We start from the raw sequence: 20,894 nt of genomic DNA on the forward strand, positions 1-20,894 counted from the left end.
TGTTCATTCCGTGTGCGGACTCGTCGCCGCGGGGCTCACAACGGGCCCGCCTCGGCGAAATCCGCGTCCAATGGGCCCGCTTCGGCGAGTTCCGCGCCGCCGTCCACCGGGGCGTCGGGGTCCGGCTCGCGCTGGTCCGGCAGCGACTTCGGATAGTGCTCGCCGTCTTCCTCGCGCCGGGCGCCGGGCAGGGTTCCGCCCGGCAGACCGGACCGACCGTCGTCGGCGTCGGATTCCGGAGCCGGACCAGGCGATTCCTCTTCCCCCTGAGATTCCGGCGCGGGAGACTCCTCGTTCCGCTGCGCCTCCGGTGCCGGGGCCGCAGGCGCCGGGGGCTGTGCGTCATCGGTTTTCGGCTCCATCGAGATGACCGGTATCCCCTGCTCGTTCAGTTCGACGGTGAACTCCTGCTGCGCGCCCGTGGCATCGGAGAGAAGCAGTTTCAGCCGGCCGTCCGGGCCCATCTCGAACTCGACATGCTTTCCACCGAGGTCGAATTCCGCCGCGGCGCGCGGCTCTGCGGCTCGCTCTTCGTGGGCTTGGTCGTCGGCTTCGGCGTTCTGCGGATCGACGCTCTGCATGAGCTTTTCGATCGCGTCGTCGACTCCGGTCGTGATGATGCCGCTCAGCGCGGACATGCCCTGCTCCACCGCTTGACCGAGACCCGTTGCCAGCGGCGCGAATTCCTGCGCCACCTGACTGAGCGCGGCCAGCCCATCCAGCCCGGGCATCCTGGGCGCAGGCGTGGTCAGGGTGCTGGGCGTGGTCAGGGTGCTGGGCGTGGTTGGGGTCTCCGGCGTGGGCCGGGTCTCCGGTGTGGTCGGTGTCGCCGGTGAGGTCGATACGGGCACGCTGCTCGATGCGGTGCTCGCCGGGACTGTGGCCGCGGGCGTGCCGGGCGGCCCGGGCGCGCTCGTTTCCTGGGGATCGTCCGGGCCGGACGGTGTGCCCGGCTGTGGTTGCGACGGGCCTTCCGGGCGCGGATAAGCCTGTTCGGACAGTTGCGCCAGTGCGTCGGTGAGGTTCTTGTACTGATCCTTGAAGAGTCGATCGACCTCGGCGCAGACGTCGAGGTAGGACGCCAGCTTGCGATCGAAGTCCGGCTTGAAGGTCTTGGTCAGCCACTCCTCGGTGACGCTGCGCACCCGATCGCCATACGCACCGGTGAGCAGATTCTTGCTGTCGGAGTTGATGAGACCGAGCACACTCTTGTTGATCTTGTCCTCCGGCACGGCGAGCGCGGGGAATATGCGGCCGAGTTCGCGCACCTGTTCCGCGCTGATCCATTCCCGCGCATCGTGCACGTCGATGATGAGTTTCACGTCGTCCGGAGTCTTGCCGTCGATCTTCACCGCTTTGCCGCCGCCCACCGGGCCCTCCAGCAATTCCCGAGTGGCGAACGCCTTCGCGGCCACCGCCGAGCGCAGCGCGTTCGCCAGATCGGCGATCACGGCCATGGCCGCCCTGGCATGCTGCCGGTCCTCGTCGGCGAGCACCGACTGTTTGCCGAGCATGTCGAGCGCGGCGGCGGCCGCCGCGCCCTGCCACAACTCGGGCAGCCGACGGGTGTAGCCCTGCTGTGCGTCCCATTGCCGATCCACCTCGGCGAGAGCGACTTTCAGCGCCTCGCCCGCCTGCTCGAGCTTCTCCAGACGGGTGCCGCGCTGCTCGTCGTACCTGGCCAGCAGCGTGCCGAGCTCACCCCGGCCGCCGTTGCCGCCGAACGCCGCCTCGTACAGCGGCATGAACTCGATCCAGTACTGCAGTCCGGCGCTGCCCTCGTCCAAGAGTGCGTCGATCGCCTTGCCCTGCCAGGAAATCGTCATGATCCCGGCTCCTCGACGGTGTGCCGCGGCCGATGCGAGCACGGGTCGTTCGGCGGTCTCATGACTTGTTCGTCTCGGACGCGCGCTGCTGGTCGGTCTCGGCGTAGACCACCACGGCGGCGCCCAGTGCGTCGGCGGTGGCGGTGGTGGCGTCACTCCAGTTCCGCAGCCACGCGCCGATCCGTTCCAGCCCTTCATGCACCGCGATGCCCTGCGGCGCATAGTTCCGGCCCGCCTCACCGCCGCTGCCGAACAAATGATCGGCGACTCGCTTCGCTTGGTCGCGGACCGCGTCCGCCGATCTTCGATAGTCGCTGCCCAGCGCACCCAGTTCCCCGGTGCGGACGCCTACCATTTCCGACCCGCCCACGTTTCCCCTCCGTCTTCGTAGTGTCATCGCGCGGCGCGAAACTCGTTCGCGCAGATTGCCGTCGTACTTCCTTCGACGCAACACGCCGACACTCGGTTCCCCCGAATTCCGCTCGCGCGGCGACGGTCAGCCGCCGATGCGGCCTCGGTCGGTGCGGACCCATTCGGAGGTGCCGTCAGGCTGGCGGTGGAATTCCCATGCGGCGTAGTCGCCGTCCTTCTCTACCACGGTGACGTGGTCGGCGAAGCCGTCGTGGTCGTAGTCGGTCCAGACCTGCATCGCCTCGTCACCCGTGGTGGTGATGGTGTCGAGGGTGCCGTCGCCGTCGATGTCCTGGGTCGGGTGCTGCAGTTCGATCGCACCCAGCCCGCCGAGGGACGAGGACGCGTCGATGCCGGGTATATCCACACCGGGGAATTCGCTCGAGGTGATCATGACTCCTCCTCAGCAGGACTCGTTCGGTGGCGCGGTGCCGCGACAGCGGCATCGTTCCATCCTGACACCCGCGCGGGCTCCGCGCAGCCCCGAGTTCACTTCTTCGGCATCAGCAGCCACAGCACCAGGTAGATGACGAACTGCGGACCGGGCAGCAGGCACGACACCACGAACAGCAGCCGGACGACGTTGGCGTTCCAGCCGAGGTACTCGGCGATGCCACCGCAGACGCCCGCGATCCACTTGTCGTGGGTGGAGCGGGTGAAACGGCGGGTGGGGGCGGTCATTGGTCTTCCCTCTCGTTGCGGGGATCGCTACGAGTTCCACTCTGCCCGCCACCGCGGGCCCCGCCATCGGCCCGGCGGCCGATTCCGACCCTGATTTCTCCCGGGGCCGACCTCAGGGTGCAACCCCGAGCACGGCAGACTCGTGCTGGTGAGCACCACTCTGCATGCCCGCGGCCTGTCGGCCGCTCACGGTGAGCGCACGCTGTTCGCCGACCTCGACCTGACCCTCGCGCCGGGCGATGTGATCGGCCTGGTCGGCGTGAACGGCGCGGGCAAGTCGACGCTGCTGCGCATGCTCGCCGACCGGCACTCGCCGACCGGCAGCATCGCGCTCAGTCCGCCGGACGCGACGGTCGGCTATCTGGCCCAGGAGGCGCAGCGGGTGCGCGGCGAGACCGTCTTCGAATTCCTCGGGCGCCGGACCGGTGTCACCGAGGCGCAGCGAGCGATGGACGCCGCGGCCGAGCGCCTCGCCGAAGGTGGGCCGGACGAATACTCCCCCGCGCTGGAACGCTGGCTCGCCCTCGGTGGCGCGGACCTGGACCAGCGCGCCCACGAGATCGCCGCCGATCTGGGCCTCGCGGACAGTCTGCCGAGCGGCCTGGACACCCCGATGACCGGTTTGTCCGGTGGCCAGGCCGCCCGCGCCGGGCTGGCCTCGGTCCTGCTGTCGCGGTTCGACATCCTGCTGCTGGACGAGCCGACCAACGACCTGGATCTGGACGGGCTGGCCCGGCTGGAACAGTTCGTCGCCGGCGTGCGGGTGCCGCTGATGGTGATCAGCCACGACCGGGAGTTCCTGGCGCGCACGGTGAATCGCATCGTGGAATTGGATCTCGCGCAGCAGCAGGTCGGCTGGTACGACGGCGGTTACGAGGCGTACCTGATGGAGCGCGAGATCGCCCGCAGGCACGCGCGCGAAGCCTACGAGGAGTACGCCGACACGAAAGCGGGCTTGGAGGCCCGCGCCCAGATGCAGCGCAACTGGCTCGAACACGGCGTCCGCAACGCACGCCGCAAGGCGCGTGATCCCAGGAAGCTGGACTCGGACAAGGCGGGCCGCAAGATGCGCGCCGAATCCACCGAGAAGCAGGCGGCCAAGGCCAGGCAGACCCAGCGCCGCATCGAACGGCTGGAGGTGGTGGAGGAGCCGCGCAAGGAATGGGAGCTGCGTATGAGCATCGCCGCGGCCCCGCGCAGCGGCTCGGTGGTGGCGACACTGTCCCAGGCGCGGGTGACCCGGGGCGACTTCACGCTCGGCCCGATCACCACCCAGGTCGACTGGGCGGACCGCATCGTGCTCACCGGCGCGAACGGCTCGGGGAAGTCCACGCTGCTGGCGCTGTTACTGGGAAAACTGCGGCCCGACAGCGGAACCGCGAGCCTGGGCTCCGGCGTCCGGATCGGCGAGGTCGACCAGGCGCGCGGACTGTTCCGCGGACCCGTCGCACTGGCCGACACTTTCGGCGCCGAACTCCCGGAGTGGCCGGAGGCGGACACTCGCACCCTGCTGGCGAAATTCGGCTTGCGCGGCCCGCACGTGCAGCGCCCGTGCGACACCCTTTCCCCCGGCGAACGCACCCGCGCCGCGCTCGCCCTGCTCCAGGCCCGCGGAGTGAACCTGCTCGTGCTGGACGAGCCGACCAACCACCTGGACCTCCCCGCCATCGAACAACTGGAGCAGGCCGTCGAATCCTTCACGGGCACACTGATACTCGTCACCCACGACCGCCGCATGCTCGACACGGTCCGAGCGACCCGGCGTTGGCACATGAACGCGGGCGTACTCACCGAAACCCACTGACCACAACTGTGGCAACCCGGCCGGTTGCAGTCCGAGGTGGCCCAAAGATCCGGCATCCGGCCGCTCTCACAAGATCAGGGCAGCAGTGCGTAGATGTACATGTCGCGGGGCTCGCCGCCGACCTTCTCCCATCGGCGCAGCAGCCCTTCCCGTTGGTATCCGGCTGCTTCGGCGGCTCGCCAGGATCCTTCGTTCGCGGGTTCCACGAACAGCTCGAGCCGGGAGATCTCGTCGTGGACGGCGGCCCAGGAACTGAGGACGCGCAGTGCACGGGTCGCGTACCCGTGGCGTCTATAGCGCTGAAGAACCCAGTACCCGACCGAGGCTCTGCCGTGGTGGATATTCCGACGCCATAGCCCGATCTGACCCACGGCGGTATCGGTGGCGGGGTCGGTGATGGCGAATGACCATCCCTCGCCGGTGATCGCTCGTCGGTGCTGGCGTTGAATGAATGCGCGCGCATCGCGGTGATCACCGTGGGCGACTACGGTGGTGTTCAAGGGAATCGTCGGGTCCTGCCCGGCCTCGACGACGCTGCCCGCGTCGGCTTCTGCGAAGGGACGCAACCGCGTCTGCTCGCCCTCCAGTTCGGGCACTGTCAAAATCGTCATGACCTCGACTCAACGCGCGAGAGCGGTAAGGCGCAAACAAGTTTCGAGTGTGACCGCGTATCCGCCGTCCTCGCCGAAGGCGCGACCGAACTACACAGCCGCGACCCGCTTGGCCAGGTCGTCCGCCAGCTGGCGTGCCTGAGCCGGGTCGGTGGCTTCCACCATCACCCGCACCAGTTCTTCGGTGCCGCTCGGCCGCAGCAGCACTCGCCCGGAGTCACCGAGTACTCGCTCCGCCTCCAGCACCGCGTCCCGGATCTCGGGGGCGCGCGCCACCACGGATTTGTCGCTGACCGGCACGTTCACCAGGATCTGCGGCACGGTCTGCAGTACTGCGGCCAGGTCGGCCAGGGTGCGCCGGGACTGCGCCATCCGCGCCATCAGGCGCAAGCCGGTGAGGATGCCGTCGCCGGTGGTGCCGTATCGCGGGAACACCACGTGCCCCGACTGCTCGCCGCCGAGGGTGTAGCCGCCGCGCCGCAATTCCTCGAGCACGTAGCGGTCGCCGACGGCCGTGGTGCGCATGGTGATTCCCGCCGCGCGCATGGCGATGTGCAGGCCGAGGTTGCTCATCACGGTGGCGACCAAGGTGTCGTGGGCCAGCTCGCCCGCCTCATGCATGGCGAGCGCGAGGATCGCGAGGATCGCGTCGCCGTCGACAACATTGCCGTAGGCGTCGACGGCCAGGCAGCGGTCGGCGTCGCCGTCGTGCGCGAGACCGAGATCGGCGCCGTGCTCCACCACCGCGGCCCGCACCTGGTCCAGATGGGTCGAGCCGCAGCCGTCGTTGATGTTCAGCCCGTCGGGCTCGGCGTTGATCGCGATCACCGTCGCCCCCGCCTCGCGGTAGGCGGCGGGCCCCACCTCGGCGGCGGCGCCGTGTGCGCAGTCGACCACGACGGTCAGCCCGGACAGGTCCTGACCGGTCGCCTCGACCAGGTGTTCCACATAGCGTTCGTGGGTGCCCGCGAGGCTGTACTGATCCGGGACGGTCAGCCCTTGATCGCGCGCGCCCGCCGCGTTGCGCACCCGTCCGATGCTCGCGCCGGTCGGGCGGAACGGCGACTCGGCGGCTATCAGCGCCTCGATCCGGTCCTCGATCGCGTCATCGAGTTTGTGCCCGCCCGCGGCGAAGATCTTGATCCCGTTGTCGGGCATCGGATTGTGCGAGGCGGAGATCATCACGCCGAGACACGCGTCGTACAAACCGGTGAGATAGGCGACCGCAGGCGTCGGCAGCACCCCCACCGACAGCACATCCACGCCCGCCGCGGTCAGCCCCGCGGTCACGGCGGCCTCGAGCATCTCCCCGCTGGCGCGGGGATCGCGGCCGACCACCGCGAGCGCACGCTTTTTGCCCCGGCTCAGGATCTGCGCGGCCGCACCGGACACGCGCAGCGCCAGCTCCGGACTCAGCGACTCGTTGGCAAGCCCGCGGACTCCGTCGGTGCCGAACAACCGTCCCATACCTCGCCCCTCTTGGTGATCTGTGGCGTGGGCGTCGGCCCGGGAGGCACCGGCCCGTGCACCACGAAGGCCCCGCGAACGCCCTGTCTTCATACAGCGCGAGAGCAGGCGACCAGCTGTTCGCTGGGAGCCTGCTCTCGTACAGCTGCCGCGTCGACCGTACCGCGTCCGGCACCGCGAGGATGCCGGACGCGGAAGGTCGACGTTGCCGATATCAGCGCTTCGAGTACTGCGGCGCCTTACGCGCCTTCTTCAGACCGTACTTCTTGCGCTCGGTGGCGCGCGGGTCACGGGTCAGGAAGCCGGCCCGCTTGAGGGCGGGACGATCCTCCGGGGTGACCTCGATCAGCGCGCGGGCGATGGCCAGCCGCAGGGCGCCTGCCTGGCCGGACGGGCCGCCGCCGACCAGGCGGGCGTGCACGTCGAAGGACTCGGTGCGCTCGACCGTCACCAGCGGCGACTTGACCAGCTGCTGGTGCACCTTGTTCGGGAAGTAGTCCTCGATGGTGCGGCCGTTGAGCACGAAGTTGCCGGAGCCGGGCAGCAGGCGCACGCGCACGACGGCCTCCTTACGGCGGCCGACGGTCTGCACCGGGCGGTCGATCACGACCGGGGTGTAAGACGCCGAGACCTCGGAGTCCTCGTAGCCCGCACCGTCCTCGACAGCCTCGGCAGCGTCGAATTCCTCGACGTAGTCCTCGTTGAATTCCTCGGGAGCGGTCACTGGGCCACCTGCTTGATCTCGAACGGAATGGGCTGCTGGGCGGCGTGCGGGTGCGTCGGACCCGCGTACACCTTCAGCTTGCCCGCGATCGCGTTGCCGAGCTTGTTCTTCGGGATCATGCCCTTGACGGCCTTCTCCACGAGGCGGTCGGGACGGGTCTCCAACACCTGACCGACAGTCCGCGACTTGAGGCCGCCCGGGTGCCCGGAGTGGTGGTGGATCAGCTTGTCCTGCCGCTTGTTGCCGCTGATGGCGACCTTGTCGGCATTGATGATGATGACGAAATCGCCACCATCGACGTGCGGGGCGTAGGTCGGCTTCGTCTTGCCACGCAGCAGATTCGCTGCCTGGACGGCGAGACGGCCGAGCACTACGTCAGTGGCGTCGATGACGTACCACTTACGGGTCACGTCACCCGCCTTGGGGCTGTACGTAGGCACAGTGCTTCCCTGTCTGTCGTCGGTGTTGCCGGCCAGGCGTGCGGTCGAGGTGTTCCCGGCGGCCGGTGGAGACCCGAGCCTCGGTGGACGTCCGGGCGATCCACAGGGTTCGACCGGGCGTTCCACACGCCGACGAGCCACGATACCAGTGGGGTATCGCGGGAAGAAATCGCGTCAGGTCTCGATCGGGGGTCCGAAGTCGATCGCGCCGGGCGGTCCGGGGATCAGGTAGCGCAAGGTGTCGGCGTCCGGCCGTCCGCACTCCGGGGAGCTCTCCTGCGCTTCCCGCTGGTCACCGCGTGCGGTGGTGACGCCTGGTTTGGGCCGCGTGATCGCGTAGGGAGCAGTTGGACACGCGACCGGCTCGGCCTCGCCCGCCTGTTCGGCGACGACCGATCCCGCGTCGAGGACGACCGGCTGCGCCGTCGGCTGCACCGAGTGATTACCGGACGGCAGCGCGACCACGGCCAGCGCCATCGCCCCCACGACGGTATTGGCGCCGAACAAGTTGCCCTTCATCTTGTTCCAGAGTTTGCCTTTGCGGTGCCGCTCCTCGTCCTCGGACTCCGGGCCTTGGTCCTGCCATGCGCCCTGGCGTGGTGGACCGGGGTAGGACTGCTGTTCCGCCGCTCCCGGGTAGGGCGGCCGCGGCCCGAGCGGTGGCACCGGCCCACCGGGCGGCCCGGACGGCGGACCGGTTCGATCCTCGGGTGCGCTCGGCGGCCGGGTGAAGCGGCTGCCCAGTTCGGCGAGGTTCGGCGGGAGACCGCGCGGCACCTCCTCGCGCCCGATCCTGGTCGTCTCCTCATCGGGCTGGGTGGGGTAGCCCGGCCCGTATTGGACGCCGGGCACCGGGCGCACCGGCGGCTGCTCCGGGTGGCGCGGCCCCGCGTCCGCCGGTTGCGGCGGCGCTGCTTGCGGCGGCGGCGCGTACTCGGCCTGCGGCCGGGCGTCCACCGGGCGCTGCGGAGCGGGCACAGGTTCGACATGCCCGCCCGCGGGCTCCGGCTCACCCGCCTCCGTGTCGCTCACCAGCAGGTGCGCCGCGCCCAGGACGAGCGCGTGCATCGGATGGTCGGCCACATGCAGCCGGTGTCCGAGATGGTTCTGGAAGGCCAGGCGCAACGCGTCGTTGAAGCGCACGTTGCCCGACAGCAGGACCGTCGAGGTGTCCGCGCCGATCGAACGGGCGGCCGCCATCACCTCGATCACGACGTCGTCCGCCGACCGGGCATCCCGCATGGCCTCCGCGTCCACCGGGACGTCCACCGACTCGGTGGGCTGCTCGTCGTCGCCGTGCACCGCGACCACCAGCATGCTGCGGCCGTCGGAGTACACCCCCGTCGCGCCGATGCCGTGCGGCCTGGCCCGGTCCGGCGGGTGCACCAGCCCGAGCGCGCGGACGTAACCGGACAACGCCACGCTCTCCGGCAGCGGCTCCACCACGACGTCGAGCTGTTCCACCATCGACGCGTAGATCTCGACCTTCTCGTCCGGCCAGTTGTCCGGGAAGGGCAACGCCACCAGGTCCGGCTTGCCGCGCAAGTGCTTGCCGATCTCCGCGAGCGGGTTGTACATGCGCGCACGGAAGACCAGCTCGGCGGGCCAAGTCGCGCCCGCGACCACGATCTGCGGATGACCCAGGATGTCGCGCACGTCGGCGATCGCCATCCCGAGATCCGGCCGGTTGCGTTCCACGCCCGCCGTGTGCAGCCGGCCCGACGAATCCGCCAGCAGATAGGCCGGCGGCGTCCACATCCCCTCCACCTGTACCGGCCGGATGGGAACGCCACCGCCGCCGGCTGCCACGGACACCACATCCCAGCCGAGATGCACTGCCCCTACTCGCACCGTCACAGGCATAAGTGTGCCCGGTTCGCGGCCGAGATGCTCGTCGTCACCCGTTCGGCGCCGCCTCCGCGCCGCGGGGCGCCCGTGATCCGTGCCAACCGCGTCACGCGGACGACTTCTTCAGACGCAACCGGCGCCAGGTGAGGATCGCCAGCACCAAGGTGATCAGCAACAGCACGCCGACGTCCAGCGCCCAGATCTCCGGCTTCTGCTGCCAGAGCGTGTCGGGCTGCGCGTTGAGGAACAGTTCGCGAATGTTCACCGTCGACGCGCCGGCCGCGTACCCCCACCGGGCCGGGAACAGCCAGGACACCTGCTCGAGCACCACCCGGCCGGTGACCGGGATCAGGCCGCCCGCCATCACCAGCTGGCACATGATGGCCACCACCAGCAGCGGCATCACCTGCTCGTTCGACTTCGCCAGCGACGACAACAGCAGGCCGACGACCACACAGCAGATCGCGGTCAGCGCGATATCGATGTACAGCTCCGCGCTGCCGGAGGCCAGCACCGCTCCTTCGCCCGGGCGCTTCTTGCCCGCGAGCACGATGCCGACCAGGACCGCAGACTGCAGCAGCGCGGTGAAACTGAAGACGGCGATCTTCGCCATCAGATACGCCGAGGGCAGCAGCCCCACCGCGCGTTCGCGATGGAAGATCGTCCGTTCCCCGACCAGATCGCGCACGGTGAGCGTGGAGCCCATGAAACAGGCGCCCAGAATCAGCACCACCAGCAGCTGTTGTGTCTCACTGCCGCCCTCGGGCACGAATGTGCCATCCGGTAGCGCTTTCAGCGCGCCGCGCTGGAAACCGTTCTTCCCCGGCACCACCAGCGACAGCCCGCCGAGGATGAACGGCAGGAGCACCAGGAACGTCAGATAACCGCGATCGGCCAGGATCAGCCGGACCTGCCTGCGCGCCAGCGTCGAGAACTGCTTGCCGCGACTGGATTGCGGCGGACTGCCCGCGGGCCCGTACGGCTGGACAGGCGGCGGGGGTGGCGGCGCGAACGCCTGCCGGGAGCGATAGGCGGCGAAGGCCTGATCCGGGTTGGCCGCGACGTTGGCGAAGATCTCCGCCCAATCGCTGGTACCGAGCGCCGCGCCGACACCGGCCGGGTTGCCGCAGTAGGCGGTCTTGCCGCCGGGGGCGAGCAGCAGTACCTGATCGCACATGTCCAGGTGCGCCACCGAGTGGGTCACCACGATCACCACGCGGCCCGCGTCGGCCAGTTCCCGCAGCATCACCATGACCTGCCGGTCCAGTGCCGGGTCCAGGCCCGAGGTCGGTTCGTCCAGGATGAGCAGCGAGGGACCGGTCAGCAGTTCCAGCGCCACCGAAGCCCGCTTGCGCTGACCGCCGGACAGCCGGTCGACCCTGGTGTCGGCGTGTTCGGTGAGCGAAAGCTCTTGCAGCACACCGTCGATGACCTTCTGCCTGTCCTGCTTGCTGTTGTCCCTCGGCAGCCGCAGCTCGGCCGCGAAACCGAGCGCCTGGCGCACCGTGAGCTGGCGGTGCAGCACGTCGTCCTGCGGCACCATGCCGATGCGGGACCGCAGCGCCTCGTACTCGGCGTGCAGATTGCGCCCCTCGAAGGTGACCACGCCGCCCGAAGGCCGGGTGGTGCCCGCGATCAGGCGCGACAGCGTCGACTTGCCCGCGCCGGAGGGACCGATCAGCGCGGTGAGCGTCCCGCGGCTGGCCGACATGTTCACGTCGACGAGCAGCTGCTTGTTGCCCTCGACGGTGAAACCGACCCCGTGCACCGCCAGACCCTGCTCGGCGACCGGCTTCTGCCGATGCACCAGCGCGCCCTGCTGCACGACGAAGTCGACGTTGCCGATGGTGATGATGTCCCGCTCGCGCAGCACCGCCCGTTGCTGGCGGTGCCCGTTGACGAACGTGCCGTTCGCCGAGCCGAGGTCCTCGATGGTCAGGCCCTCGGCGGAGGAGATCAGGCGGGCATGTTTGCGGGAGGCCAGCGGATCGTTGACGACGATCTGGTTGTCGGTGGTGCGGCCGATGCTCAGTCCGGTCTGGGGGATCCGGTCACCGCGGGCGATGGGCGCCGTGCTCGCCCTGGCCCGGACCGGCGGCATGTTCGACGTATCCGCCCTGGTCGTCATGTTGATGTTCAGCGCGGGCGCGGGCGCGTCCTGCGGCGGCGGATATGGCGGCCGCTGGAACTGCTGCGCGGGCCGCCGGACCGCGTGCGGCGGCGGACCGGGCGGCGGAGCCGGTTGGGGGGCCGGTTGCGGCGGGCGCACGGAAGGCCGTTGCGGTGGTTGCGGGTTCGCGGGCAGCAGGTGCAACAGCGGGCCGCTGATCGCGTCACCCAGCCGGACCTGCGTGGGACGGTCGATCGACACCGGCTGGGTCAGCCTGCGTGCGTCGACGAACACTCCGTTGGTGCTTCTGTTGTCGGTCAACACCCAGGCGCTGCCCTGCCAGGCCAGCGTCGCGTGCACACGCGAAACGAGCGGGCTGTCGACGAACAGCGTCACCTCCGGCGCGCGGCCCATCGTGACCTGCTGGCTCGAATCGAATACTCGTTCGTTTCCATCATGGCGCACGGTGATGGTCTGCGCCCCCGGTGAAGACATGCAGCGGATACTATTCCATCACCCGGACATCGGCGGTGCCCCCGATGCGCCATATGCCCCGATCCGGCCACCGATGTGAACGCTGTACCGGCCGACGAGGGGGAGCCTTGCCGAGAGTCCGAGCGAGCGCGCTGGTTGCGGCGCTGCTCAGCATTCTGGTGCTGGCCGGGGGCTGCATCCGAGTGGTCGACGGCAGGGCCGTCTCCGTCTACGACGATCCGTTCAAGGTCGCCGGACTTCCCACCACCAGCGGTCCGAGCGGTCCGCGCACCGGCGTCCCGGATAGCACGCTGACCGCGACCAACGGCGACGGCGGCGCCGTGGACACGCTGGCGCTCAACGCCGTCGACGACATCCAGACCTACTGGCGCGGCGAGTTCGGCAAGGAGTTCCAGGGCGAGTTCAAGCCGGTCGAGAAGCTGCTGTCCTGGAGCGCGAAAGCCGGGCGCGCGGAGTCGGTCGAGTTCTGCAAGGAGACCACCTACCGCTTGGTGAACGCCGCCTACTGCCGGCTGGACAATTCCATCGGCTGGGACCGATCGGTGCTGCTTCCCACCATGGAGGAGACCTTCGGGAAGATGTCCGTGGTGATGGTGCTCGCGCACGAGTACGGGCACGCGGTGCAGACCATGGCCAAGATCGTCGCTCCGAAAACCCCGGTGATCGTCAAGGAACAGCAGGCGGATTGCTTCGCGGGCGCGTTCATGCGCCACGTGGCCGAGGGCAAAGCCGAGCACTTCACGATCAACACCTCCGACGGCCTCAACACGGTGCTCGCGGCTACCGTCGCCATCCGTGACTCCGACCCCGACGACCCGGAGAGCGTGCACGGCTCCGCCTTCGAACGGGTCACCGCGGTGCAGATCGGTTTCACCGACGGCCCCAAGGGATGCAAGGGCATCGATCAGGACGAGATCGACCAGCGCCGCGCCAATCTGCCGCAGAGTTTCAGCGACGACACCGGCCGCGGCGAGTACCCGATCACGAAGGAAACCCTGATCGAACTCACCAAGGCCCTCCGAGCGATTCTGCCGATCGACGACGAGCCGACCTACGACTACTCCCAGGCGAAGATCGAATGCCGCGACGGCGTGGTCACCGAACCGGTGTCGTATTGCCCGGCGAAGAACACGATCGCCACGGATATTCCCGCGCTCGCGGAGCGGGGTATGTCCAGCTCCGCGGACGACCCGTTGCCGCTCAAGGTGACCGGCGACTACAACGGCTACGTCGTGTTCATCTCCCGCTATACCCTGGCGGTCCAGCAGAACCGCGGTGAGAGCCTGGTGGGAGCCAAGACCGGACTGCGCGCGGCTTGTCTGTCCGGAGTGGTCACCGGCAAGCTCGCCGAATCCGGGCGGCCGGTCAGTCAGGGCGATATCAAACTCGCGGCGGGCGATCTCGACGAGGCGGTCTCGGGCCTGCTCACCGACGGCTTGGCGGCGAGCGACGCCCAAGGTAAGACCGTGCCCAGCGGTTTCTCCCGGGTCGAGGCGTTTCGCGCCGGAGTCCTGAACGGCGAGAGTGTCTGCGCCGCCCGCTATTCGTGACGCGGGTTCAGCGGCCGAACGGCGGCGGGGCGGCCAGTTCGAAGCGCAGGACGCGGTTGCCGAGCATGATCTCCGTGCCGGGCATGAGCACCATGGACTGGTGCGGCGCCAAGCGCACCCAGTCCCGATAGCCCGGCAGACGGGTGCGGGTGCCGTTGGTCGAACCGCAGTCCACCACCGTCACATCCCAGTTCACCAGCCGGATTTCGGCGTGGGCCCGGGACATGCCGCCGGAGGCGTCGTCGACGCGCAGCGGGACGAGTCCGCTCTCCGCGGCGGGCGAACGCTCCGGATCGCGCCCGATCACCGCGTCCGCGGCGAGCATGTAGGTCATGCCGTCGTCGAGGATCAGCATGCCCAGCGGCGGGCGGACCACTTCGATCAGCGCCTGGGTCTGGTCGACCGGCATACCGCAGACGGTGCAGAACGCCGCCCGCGGATCACTGGGATGGGCGCGCGCGCATTTGAACCCCATGACCTTGACGGTCAGCGCGGTCGCCTTGGCCGTCGCCTCCAGCCTGCGTTGCAGGCCCGGGTCGGGTCGCGGCGCGGGATTGGTGCCGCCCAGCTGAGTGGGGGCGTGGTGCGGATCGATCGGCGTCTGCTCGGCCTCCGCGTCGAGCATGGCGGTGGACGGTGCGGTCGGGTACCGCGGCGGCCCGGCCACGGGCTGCGGTTGCGGCGCAGGCCGCTCCCGACGTACCGACTCGGTGGGCGGGTCGGGTTCGACGCGCGCCGTCGGCAGCGGCGTCTCCGGGCGGCGATGCGCACCCGCGGCACGGGGATCCCCGCCGTTCGTCGGCGCACTCGTGCGGGAACCTTCCGACCATACGATCGCGCCACCCGCCTGGGCGACGCCCTCGACCAGCCGGCCGATGCCGCGCTCGGGTGGCAGATCGGGAACGCGGCCTTTCGCGTCGTCGACGAACAACGCCACCGCCCGCGCGGGCACCGGCGCGACCCGATCCACGGTGAAAGCCGCGTCGCTGCCGCGGTATCGCTCGACCCCGCCGTCACCGCCCAGCACGGCGGTGACCGCCCCGTGCAGGAAGATCGCCACGCCCCCGTTCTCGGCGGCGGAGAGGATGCCGAAGTCGATCGGTTCGCCGGGGCTGATCTGCTCGGCATGTTTCATCAGCCAGCGCGTCGCCTGCCGCGCCACCAGGGCGCCGGGGCCGCCCGGCTCGCGAGCGGTCGCGTCCCGCACCAGTTCGGCCAGCGATTCCAGGGCGGCGAAGGCGGGCGAGTCCGGCGACGGCCTGCCAGGCTTGCGGTGCGCGACGACGACGACCGCGCCCGCGACCGCGGCCACGGCGTGGCTGCCTACGACGACCTCGACCTGCCGATCCTTCACCGGTATCGGCCTCCACCGGAGGTGCAGTGCAAGGTCGTCGCCACACCGACAAGGGTATTGCAAGACGAACGGCATCGGTCCCCCTCCCCGGCGTCCGTCGGGTAACTTCAGTGTCAGCAACGGGAGGAACGAGGGGCCTGAGATGGTTCGGACGCAACGCATCGCGCTCACCGCGTCTTGCCTGGCACTGGCAGGGATGCTGGCCGGTTGCGCCGGCGTGCAGGGAACGCCGACGGCGGGCGAGATCGATGTGCGCACGCTGGAAGTCGGCACCTATCCCATCGACAAGCACGAGTACAAGCAGGATGCCGCGGGCAAAGGCGCGCTGCTGGAAGGCATGCGGATGTCGGACGCGGTGGTCCCCACCGTGCGCATCGACCCCGTGCTGAAGGTCGGTCGCGGCAGCACCGTCGTCGCCGACGCCGAGCAGGCGCTCGACTTCGTCGCCAAGGTGTCCAGGCCGGTCTTCGACAACCGCAAGCTGGTTGTGGGATACGCCGCCAGCGGCGCCGACCGCCCCGACCCCACCGGCCAGTCCAACCCGGCGCCGGAGGCCACCGCGGTCACCAACGCCGTGTTCCGCTTCCCCGACGAGGCCACCGCGAAGCTCGCCGCACGCGAACTCGAGGATGTCGACATCGCCGTCTCGCCGGACAACCGCAAACTGTCCTCGACGAAGTATCCCGACGCCTACATCCACTGGCGGCCGGGCGTTCCCAATGTCGGCGCCTTCATGGCGCACAAGGAATTCGTCATCTCCTTGTTCATCCAGCGCCCCAAGGCGGACGGCGACGACCTGGTGAAGTGGGTCGACAAGACGTTGGCCGCCCAGGTCGCGCAGCTGGACAAGTTCACCCCGACACCGGTGGAGAAGCTCGACACCCTGAAGACCGACCCGGACGACCTGCTCGCCCGCGTCGCGGTCGCCGACCGCAAGAACCGCGCGCCCGACCCGGCGACCTTCGCCGTCTACGGCGGCTACCACACCGTGCACCGCGCCGACGACGAATCCGTTCACCTGCGCCTGATCGAGGACACCGGCGTGGACCACATCGGCCTGCTGGACGACAGCTATGTCGCTCGCACCCGCGACGCGGCGGCGGCGCAGAAGCTGGTCTCCGGCCTGTTGGAGAGCGAAGGCGGGCACTACGATTCGCTGGGCGCGCCCAAAGACGTCCCCGGTGCCAAGTGCTTGCAGCTCAACAGCAAAGGCGACCCGGATCGGGAGTACAAGTTCCGCTGCTACGTCGCGTACAAGAGGTACGTCGGAGTCGTCACCAGTGATAAGGAACCGGACGTACGGCAGAAGGTCGCCGCGGAGTATGCACTGTTGGCGAACAGTTTCTGAGATCAGCGGCGGTTGACCCCCGGCGCTCGCGCGAGCCTGGGTCGCGGGTGCGCCGAAGTAGGATCCGGCGCAACTACCGCAGTCAGGGGAGGGAAGAGTGCAGCACGGCGCGATGTCGAAACCGATTCGGACCGCCTGTGCCCTGGTGCTGGCCGGTGCCGTCGCCTTGGTCGGCGGCGCGTGCGGCGGCCCGGAGGCCGAGCAGAAAGAGCCCACGCAGCCCATCGATCTCGCGCAGCTCGACGTGGGCAATTACGCGACGACCCCGCGCGCGCTGGGAACAGCGAAGAATCCCGAGCAGGCGCGCATGATCGAGGCGGAGCGGCTGGCGAACTTCGTCCCGCTGCCCGCGGACATCGATCCCGCGTTCGTCTCCGCGAATCCGTCCATCGCCAAGGTGTTCATCGATCCGAAGGGTTCGCTCGGACGGATCATGGACGTCTCCCGGTTCGCCGAGGCCGCACCGGATTTCGTCGCCGGGTTCCTCAGCAGCGCGGGCAACGCCCCGGACAACCGCGGAACCGACCTGGTCAACGCCGTGATGATCTTCCCGGACGAGCAGAAGGCGGCCGCAGCCGCGGCGGCGCTCGAACGGGTCGACTTCGAGGCCAACAACCGGAACACGCCGGTGCAGATTCCGAAGTATCCCGCCGCGCACGCCCATTGGCAGCCACAGGACCAATCGATCGGGTCGTGGTTCGCCACCGGCAAATTCGTCGTCTACACCTGGGTCTTCGACTACGTGAAGAACTACCTGGAGAAAGTCGACCTGCCCGAGTTGCTCGGGATGGTCGAGAAGAGCCTCGACGCTGTCGTCCCCGCGATCGGCCGGTTCACCCCGACCCCCGTCGACCAGCTGATGACGGCGCAGATCGATATGGACGGCATGCTCAACCGAGCCCTGCCGCGGCCCAGGGAAGATTCCTGGATCGATCCGCCGGGGGCGTACACCGGCAACGGCGCGCTGCACTTCACCACCGATTCGGCCGAGGACCGCAGAATCATCGAAGCGGCGGGCGTGGATCGGTACGCCACCGACGGGACCGACCTGTTCCGCGCGCGCGACGCCGCCGCCGCGATACAGCTGCGCGAACAGCGCGGCGGGCTGACGAAGAAGTTCCGCGGCGCCGAGTCGCCGAAAGGCCTGCCGGTCGCGCACTGCAAGGAGTACATCGGCAACAAGACGGTGGTCGTCCGGTTCTATTGCTCGGTGACCTACGACCGCTACGCGGCATTCGCCTGGTCACATCAGCTGCTCGACGCACAGCAACGCATCTCCGCCCAGTACGCATTGTTGGTGAACGCCGCATGAGAACATTCCGCACCGCAGCCACCGCCCTCGCCTGCACGGTCGCCGCCGCGATCCTCGCCGGCTGTGGTTCGACGCTGGCGGGCACCGCGCAGCCGGGTGAGATCGACATCCGCCGTCTGGATGTCGGCAACTACCCCACCGAACCGCCGAACGCGCACGACGACGACTATCAGCCGCTGTTCATCGATATGGGGAAGGTCGCCGCGATGCGGCTGGCCGATCACGTCGCGTCGGCATACGACATCGATCCGAGGATGAAATACAGCTGGACGCCTTCCAGCATCAGCAAAGGGACACTGCCCGGCGAACTCGGGCGCCCGGAAGTCCTGGAGCCGATCGCGGAACGCCACCGGATGATGTTCGGGTTCCACACCAACGGCTCGGATCAGGACGTCAGCCTGCTCGCCTCGGGATGGCCGACCAAGCCGCGGCCCAATTCCACGACGGTCGGCACGATCGTCATGCAGTTCCCCGACCCGGACCGCGCCCGGCAAGCCGCCGCCGAGTTCTTCGACGCCGATTTCGGCGGCTACCGCGACCAGAACGAGCCGGTCCCGCTGCCGCGGCAGCCGCAGGCGCGAGCGCACTGGCGTCCCGGTTCGCCCTTCCTGCGTGCGATACTCGCGCACGGCTCCTACGTGGTGGCATTCCTGGTCTCGGCCAACGCGCCCGACCGCGACGCCCTCGTCGCCCTCGCGGAAAAGGCGTTCGACGTCCAGCTGCCGTTGCTCGACCAGCTGCCTCCGCTGACCGAAGAGGAGATGCTGCGCTTGCCCTGGGACCCCGACCACCTGCTGAGCCGCACGCTGAATCCGGCCAAGGTCCAGTCCCCCAGCTACGACGATTCGAACGCCCTGCTCGGGCTGCGCGGCATCATGCAATACGCCGAAGACCGGGAGTACGCGAAACAGCGTTTCACGGCGATGGGAGCCGAGAAATTCGCGGTCTCCGGCGGCACGCTGGTGATCCGCACCGCGAATGCGGAGAAGGCGCGTCGGGTGGTCGCGGAGCGGATCACCCCCACGGTGGTGGCGGGCCCGGCCGAGCCGCCGCAGCATGTGCCCGATTCGGCATGTGTGGAGAATCGGTCCGGACTTTTCGACGACAGACGATTCACCTGTGTCGTCGCCTACAAAGAATATGTCGGATTCGTCGCGGCGAATCAACTGCTGGACGCTCAGCAACGCGCTGCCGCACAGTATTCCATTTTCGCGAACAGCCGATAATGCCGCAGTTTCGCCGCGAATCGGGTCGAGTATGCTGCGTGGCGAACGCCAGCGGCCCGCGTGGAGTCAGGAGATCGTGAAGATGGCGATGAGCCCCGGGACCATCGTCGGCGGGTACCGCATCATCCGCGTGCTCGGCGCGGGCGGCATGGGCACGGTGTATCTGGCCAAACATCCCAGCCTGCCCAGAACCGACGCGTTGAAGGTGCTCGGCGGTGAACTCAGTCGCGACTACGAGTTCCGCACCCGTTTCGAGCGAGAGGCGAATCTCGCCGCCGGACTCGACCATCCGAACATCGTCTCGGTCTACAACCGCGGCGAAGAACAAGGCCAGTTGTGGATCGCCATGCAATACGTGGACGGCACCGACGCCTCCGCCGAACTGGCTCGCGACCCGCACGCCATGAATCCGTTGCGCGCCCTGCGCATTACCACCGAGGTCGGCAAGGGCCTCGATTACGCGCATCGCAAGGGCCTGCTGCATCGCGACGTCAAACCGGCGAATTTCCTGTTGTCCTCGCCTGCCGAAGGTGAAGAAGAACGCGTCCTTCTCACGGATTTCGGCGTCGCCAAAGCCAACGACGACACCACCGAACTCACGCAGACCGGCAGTTTCGTCGCCACCATCGCCTACGCCCCGCCCGAGCAGCTCACCGGCAGCCCGCTCGATCACCGCGCCGACGTCTACAGCCTCGCCTGCTCGTTCTTCAAACTGCTCACCGGACGCAACCCCTACCCGGGAACGCAACCCGCGCTGGTGATGATGGGGCATCTCCACGAGCCGCCGCCGCTGGCCACCGCGGTCAACCCCGGCCTGCCGCCGGCCATCGACCACGTCTTCGCCCGTGCCTTGGCGAAGGACCCGGCCGAACGTTTCTACAGCTGCCGTGAATTCACCGACGCGGCGGCCGGCGCGCTCACTCCCGGCTACAACCCTGTCGCCACGCACACCTCGCCCACCTATCCGATCCAGGTCTTCGACCCGCGGCCGGCGACCGATCCGCGCGTCGCCATCTCCGGGCAGGGCAGCGCCCCCGCACCGAGCGCGCGCAAGAACTGGCTGCTCGCCGCGGCCGCGGGCATCGTGACCGTCGCGCTCGCCGCGGGCATCGGGATCTGGGCGCTGAACCGGGAGGAGGCCGCACCGGGGCCCGCGGTCGCCACGCCGAGCAGCACGGCCGCTCTGTCGCCGCTGGAGCGGGCACGCACGGACAATCCGGTGTTCCGGGGCAAGACCATCACGATGGTGGACGTGCCGCGCAGCTCGCAGGTCTCGATCTTTCTGAGCGGCACCCCGCAGACCAAGTTCCTGGAAGATCTCGGGTTCGTCTACAACTTCAACTACGCACGTCAGGGTGACGAGGCCTCGCCGCGGGAGCTGACCGGAAGCACCCGGCTCGAGGTCGCGGCGGACGGCTACGTGCTGGCCGTGCGCAGCGACGAAAAGGCCGGTGGCGGTGGGCTGCTGGGTCTTCCGTACCAGGTGGCGGGCACCCGGGCCACAGTGATTCCGCTGGACGATCCCGCAGCCGTCGCCGCGCTCCGCAATTGGAGTGAGTCGTCCGAGCAGACTTTGCTCGACCGTCTTGTGCCGGTGCTGCGCAATCGCGTGAAGTAATAAGGCCCGTTCGCTGAATCCAAGCGTTCGTGGGCTTTTCGAGTTCCGAGACCATCGGCTCTCGTCATT

General features: G+C 68.9%; 17 protein-coding genes. 6 read left to right on the forward strand and 11 right to left on the reverse strand.

Annotated features, from left to right (window positions below):
• Positions 1 to 35 precede the first annotated feature (35 nt).
• The 4 genes from QMG86_RS26920 to QMG86_RS26935 all read right to left on the reverse strand — a co-directional run bounded on the left by QMG86_RS26920 (position 36) and on the right by QMG86_RS26935 (position 2,918).
• The gene (locus QMG86_RS26920; protein ID WP_281875460.1) at positions 36 to 1,826 is read right to left on the reverse strand and encodes a hypothetical protein; all 1,791 of its coding nucleotides are present in this window, start codon (positions 1,824 to 1,826) and stop codon (positions 36 to 38) included.
• Positions 1,827 to 1,884: 58 nt separating this feature from the next.
• Entirely contained in the window at positions 1,885 to 2,196 is a 312-nt protein-coding gene (locus QMG86_RS26925) for a hypothetical protein (RefSeq protein WP_281875462.1), read from the reverse strand.
• Between the two features lie 126 nt (positions 2,197 to 2,322).
• Positions 2,323 to 2,631: a DUF6802 family protein gene (locus QMG86_RS26930; protein ID WP_281875464.1), complete on the reverse strand. Its 309-nt coding sequence runs from the start codon at positions 2,629 to 2,631 to the stop codon at positions 2,323 to 2,325.
• A 95-nt stretch (positions 2,632 to 2,726) separates the two neighbouring features.
• Complete coding sequence (locus tag QMG86_RS26935) at positions 2,727 to 2,918, reverse strand: PspC domain-containing protein (protein ID WP_039795694.1); 192 nt, start codon at positions 2,916 to 2,918, stop codon at positions 2,727 to 2,729.
• A 148-nt stretch (positions 2,919 to 3,066) separates the two neighbouring features.
• Here QMG86_RS26935 and QMG86_RS26940 point away from each other — a divergent pair, with 148 nt between their 5' ends.
• Positions 3,067 to 4,722, forward strand: a complete 1,656-nt coding sequence (locus tag QMG86_RS26940) for an ABC-F family ATP-binding cassette domain-containing protein (RefSeq protein WP_281875466.1) — start codon at positions 3,067 to 3,069, stop codon at positions 4,720 to 4,722.
• 74 nt (positions 4,723 to 4,796) lie between these two features.
• Here the strand turns inward: QMG86_RS26940 and QMG86_RS26945 are convergent, their stop codons facing one another.
• The 6 genes from QMG86_RS26945 to QMG86_RS26970 form a co-directional block, all read right to left on the reverse strand.
• Positions 4,797 to 5,333: a GNAT family N-acetyltransferase gene (locus QMG86_RS26945; protein WP_281875467.1), complete on the reverse strand. Its 537-nt coding sequence runs from the start codon at positions 5,331 to 5,333 to the stop codon at positions 4,797 to 4,799.
• 90 nt (positions 5,334 to 5,423) lie between these two features.
• Positions 5,424 to 6,800 carry a phosphoglucosamine mutase gene (gene glmM / locus QMG86_RS26950; protein ID WP_281875468.1) on the reverse strand — a complete coding sequence of 459 codons (1,377 nt, stop codon included), beginning with the start codon at positions 6,798 to 6,800 and terminating at the stop codon, positions 5,424 to 5,426.
• A 214-nt stretch (positions 6,801 to 7,014) separates the two neighbouring features.
• Positions 7,015 to 7,524: a 30S ribosomal protein S9 gene (gene rpsI, locus QMG86_RS26955; protein ID WP_159839607.1), complete on the reverse strand. Its 510-nt coding sequence runs from the start codon at positions 7,522 to 7,524 to the stop codon at positions 7,015 to 7,017.
• Positions 7,521 to 7,964 carry a 50S ribosomal protein L13 gene (gene rplM, locus QMG86_RS26960; protein ID WP_040864934.1) on the reverse strand — a complete coding sequence of 148 codons (444 nt, stop codon included), beginning with the start codon at positions 7,962 to 7,964 and terminating at the stop codon, positions 7,521 to 7,523. Before rplM ends, rpsI begins: the two co-directional genes overlap by 4 nt.
• 174 nt (positions 7,965 to 8,138) lie before the next feature.
• Complete coding sequence (locus tag QMG86_RS26965; protein WP_281875471.1) at positions 8,139 to 9,827, reverse strand: hypothetical protein; 1,689 nt, start codon at positions 9,825 to 9,827, stop codon at positions 8,139 to 8,141.
• 91 nt (positions 9,828 to 9,918) lie between these two features.
• Positions 9,919 to 12,417: an FHA domain-containing protein gene (locus tag QMG86_RS26970; RefSeq protein WP_281875473.1), complete on the reverse strand. Its 2,499-nt coding sequence runs from the start codon at positions 12,415 to 12,417 to the stop codon at positions 9,919 to 9,921.
• 107 nt (positions 12,418 to 12,524) lie between these two features.
• Between QMG86_RS26970 and QMG86_RS26975 the strand changes: the two genes are divergently transcribed.
• Positions 12,525 to 13,967 (forward strand): neutral zinc metallopeptidase, encoded by a 1,443-nt coding sequence (locus QMG86_RS26975; protein WP_281875474.1) that lies wholly within the window; start codon positions 12,525 to 12,527, stop codon positions 13,965 to 13,967.
• Positions 13,968 to 13,974: 7 nt separating this feature from the next.
• On the opposite strand, the gene QMG86_RS26980 is transcribed toward QMG86_RS26975, so the two are convergent.
• Positions 13,975 to 15,321: an FHA domain-containing protein gene (locus tag QMG86_RS26980; protein ID WP_281875475.1), complete on the reverse strand. Its 1,347-nt coding sequence runs from the start codon at positions 15,319 to 15,321 to the stop codon at positions 13,975 to 13,977.
• Positions 15,322 to 15,463: 142 nt separating this feature from the next.
• Here QMG86_RS26980 and QMG86_RS26985 point away from each other — a divergent pair, with 142 nt between their 5' ends.
• The 4 genes from QMG86_RS26985 to QMG86_RS27000 all read left to right on the forward strand — a co-directional run bounded on the left by QMG86_RS26985 (position 15,464) and on the right by QMG86_RS27000 (position 20,825).
• Complete coding sequence (locus tag QMG86_RS26985; RefSeq protein WP_281875478.1) at positions 15,464 to 16,669, forward strand: DUF7373 family lipoprotein; 1,206 nt, start codon at positions 15,464 to 15,466, stop codon at positions 16,667 to 16,669.
• Between the two features lie 112 nt (positions 16,670 to 16,781).
• The gene (locus QMG86_RS26990) at positions 16,782 to 17,981 is read left to right on the forward strand and encodes a DUF7373 family lipoprotein (protein ID WP_281875479.1); all 1,200 of its coding nucleotides are present in this window, start codon (positions 16,782 to 16,784) and stop codon (positions 17,979 to 17,981) included.
• Positions 17,978 to 19,207 carry a DUF7373 family lipoprotein gene (locus QMG86_RS26995; RefSeq protein ID WP_281875480.1) on the forward strand — a complete coding sequence of 410 codons (1,230 nt, stop codon included), beginning with the start codon at positions 17,978 to 17,980 and terminating at the stop codon, positions 19,205 to 19,207. The genes QMG86_RS26990 and QMG86_RS26995 overlap by 4 nt, the downstream gene beginning before the upstream one ends.
• Before the next feature lie 82 nt (positions 19,208 to 19,289).
• Positions 19,290 to 20,825: a serine/threonine-protein kinase gene (locus tag QMG86_RS27000; protein ID WP_281875481.1), complete on the forward strand. Its 1,536-nt coding sequence runs from the start codon at positions 19,290 to 19,292 to the stop codon at positions 20,823 to 20,825.
• The last annotated feature ends 69 nt before the right edge of the window (positions 20,826 to 20,894 follow it).

The organism is Nocardia sputorum, assembly GCF_027924405.1.
Lineage (GTDB): Bacteria > Actinomycetota > Actinomycetes > Mycobacteriales > Mycobacteriaceae > Nocardia > Nocardia sputorum.

What these genes read in the sequence shown, in the direction of transcription:
- QMG86_RS26995 (WP_281875480.1), top strand. Translation starts at nt 17,978, where the DNA reads ATGAGAACATTCCGCACCGCAGCCACCGCCCTCGCCTGCACGGTCGCC.
- QMG86_RS26920 (WP_281875460.1), bottom strand. Translation starts at nt 1,826, where the DNA reads ATGACGATTTCCTGGCAGGGCAAGGCGATCGACGCACTCTTGGACGAG.
- QMG86_RS27000 (WP_281875481.1), top strand. Translation starts at nt 19,290, where the DNA reads ATGGCGATGAGCCCCGGGACCATCGTCGGCGGGTACCGCATCATCCGC.
- QMG86_RS26970 (WP_281875473.1), bottom strand. Translation starts at nt 12,417, where the DNA reads ATGTCTTCACCGGGGGCGCAGACCATCACCGTGCGCCATGATGGAAAC.
- QMG86_RS26930 (WP_281875464.1), bottom strand. Translation starts at nt 2,631, where the DNA reads ATGATCACCTCGAGCGAATTCCCCGGTGTGGATATACCCGGCATCGAC.
- QMG86_RS26990 (WP_281875479.1), top strand. Translation starts at nt 16,782, where the DNA reads ATGTCGAAACCGATTCGGACCGCCTGTGCCCTGGTGCTGGCCGGTGCC.
- QMG86_RS26965 (WP_281875471.1), bottom strand. Translation starts at nt 9,827, where the DNA reads ATGCCTGTGACGGTGCGAGTAGGGGCAGTGCATCTCGGCTGGGATGTG.
- glmM (WP_281875468.1), bottom strand. Translation starts at nt 6,800, where the DNA reads ATGGGACGGTTGTTCGGCACCGACGGAGTCCGCGGGCTTGCCAACGAG.
- QMG86_RS26945 (WP_281875467.1), bottom strand. Translation starts at nt 5,333, where the DNA reads ATGACGATTTTGACAGTGCCCGAACTGGAGGGCGAGCAGACGCGGTTG.
- QMG86_RS26935 (WP_039795694.1), bottom strand. Translation starts at nt 2,918, where the DNA reads ATGACCGCCCCCACCCGCCGTTTCACCCGCTCCACCCACGACAAGTGG.
- QMG86_RS26985 (WP_281875478.1), top strand. Translation starts at nt 15,464, where the DNA reads ATGGTTCGGACGCAACGCATCGCGCTCACCGCGTCTTGCCTGGCACTG.